1 protein-coding gene is annotated in these 2197 nt (G+C 64.6%); it reads left to right on the top strand.

Annotated elements, in window-relative coordinates; translation table 11 throughout:
- On the top strand, window positions 1–2197 hold a 2197-nt coding region (locus tag JCM25156_RS14330; RefSeq protein ID WP_025813613.1), incomplete at both ends, for a mechanosensitive ion channel domain-containing protein.

The following is a 2197-nucleotide window of genomic DNA, read 5'->3' as shown; positions in this document are numbered from 1 at the left end:
CGCCAAACCGGCCGCGGCCAGCAGCGACGTCTCGCTTGAGCCGGACAGCATCAGCAGCGAAACGATGAACGAACTGACCCACATGCGCGACATCGCGCTGCAGCAGGGCCAGAATTTCATCGCGCTGTTCAAGGATCTGGCCTTTGTGGGGCGGTGGGTGCACTCCATCCTGTCGAACGCGGATTCACGCCGGATCCTGCTGGACGCCCTCAGCCGAGCGGGCCTGATCTTCATCCTCGCGCTGGTTGCCGAACGCGCGCTGTCCATCGCCATGCGCAAGCCGCTGGCCGCCGTGACCGCGCGCGCGGTCGCGACCGAGGCCCGGCTGAACCAGCGCCTGACCACCGAGGACCGCAAGGAAGACCAGCCCCCCCCGGCGGCTCCCACCTCCAGCGCGGACGCGAAGGCCGAACAGCAGACCGAACAGACCCGCCAGCAGGATGACCGCAAGCAGCACGAGACCCTGCGCATCATCACGCGCGTGCCGTATTCGCTGCTGCATTTCCTGATCAAGCTGATGCCCGTGGCCCTGTTCCTGGGGCTGGGCTATGGCGGCTCGGCGGTGCTGACCTCCACCAACCAGGCCGCGATGGTCACGATCACGCTGACCAACGCCTATGTCATCGCCCGCGTGATCTACCTGCTGCTCGAGACGGTGTTCGTCCCGCATTCGCCCACCATCCGCCTGTGCAGCGCATCGGATGCCACGGCGCGCATGGTCACGCGGTGGTGGAACTTCCTTGTCGCGGCCCCTTCCATCGTGGTCTGCCTGTCCACGCTGGGCAGCGTGTTCGCCATGCCCGCGCGCGGCACGGAAGCCATCATCCGCGCCGTGGTGCTGATCGAGCATATCCTTGTCGCGATCTTCATCTGGCGCATCCGCCACCATGTGGGCGCAGCACTTCAGCCCTCGGCCCGGTTGCAGCAGAAGCCTTTCTGGCTGTTCGTGGGCCGGATGGTCCGGTTCTGGTGGATTCCGGCCATGTTCTTCGATCTGGCGCTCTGGCTGGTCTGGGCCACGCAGATCCGTGGCGGCTATGCGTGGATCCTGCGCACGCTCTCACTCACCATCGTGGTCATCCTGGCGGCGCGGCTATTGTCCGTTCTGGCGTTCAGCCTGCAGAACCGGATTTTCCATGTGCCCGCCGAGACGGAAAAACGCTATCCCGGCCTTCAGGCCCGCGTGGACTACTATTACCCAATCGCCCGCCGCGCGCTGTCCGTGCTGCTGACATTCGTGACCGTGGTGCTCCTGCTCCAGTCCTGGGGGCTGCCCGCGATCCGGTTCTTCCTGCATGGCTCGCTTGGCCCCAAGATCGTCGGCGCGATGCTGACGATCATGATCGCCTACACCACCGCCATCATGGTGTGGGAAATCGTCAACGCCATGCTGCAGAACCAGATCACCCGGTTTGAAAGTTCGGAACAGGCGTCACGCGCGACACGCCTGCGCACGGTGCTGCCGATCATCCGCACGGTGCTGCTGACCTTCATCATCATCATCGTGACGGTGACCACCCTGTCCCAGATCGGCATCAACGTGGCCCCGCTGCTGACAGGTGCAGGCATCATGGGTGCGGCCATCGCCTTCGGTTCGCAAAGCCTGGTCAAGGACTTCATCACCGGCTTCTTCATGCTGGTGGAAAACGCCATGCAGGTGGGGGACTGGGTCACGGCGGGCAGCGTGTCGGGCACGGTGGAACATCTGTCCATCCGCACCCTGCGGCTGCGCGCGGTGAACGGGGATCTGCACATCATCCCGTTCTCCTCGGTCACGTCCATCGCCAATACGTCGCGCGACTACAACCTTGTGGTGGTCAGCTTCATGCTTGACCTGTCGGAGAACCCGCACCGTGTCGCCGCCATCTTGCAGGATGAACTGGCGATCATGCGCAAGGACCGCGTCTATGGCCCGCTGATCAAGTCGGATTTCTCCTATCTGGGCGTGGAGCAGGCGGATGGCAACGGCTCGAAATTCCTGGGTTCCATCCGCACGGCGCCGGGCGCCAAATGGAAGGTTTACCGTGAATATTACAGCCGTCTCTCGGCCCGCATGGTGAAGGAACGCGTGGCCTTCCCGATCCCGACATCCGTCAACCTGCTGGGCAACGGCCCCGCTGGCTCGCTGCGCATGAAGATGGAGGAATTCCCGCCCCTCTCCCCGCCCGCGCAGGCCGGCACCCCACCGGCGGCGGGG

Source organism: Komagataeibacter kakiaceti JCM 25156, assembly GCF_000613305.1.
This window is presented reverse-complemented; position numbering and strand designations above follow the sequence as displayed.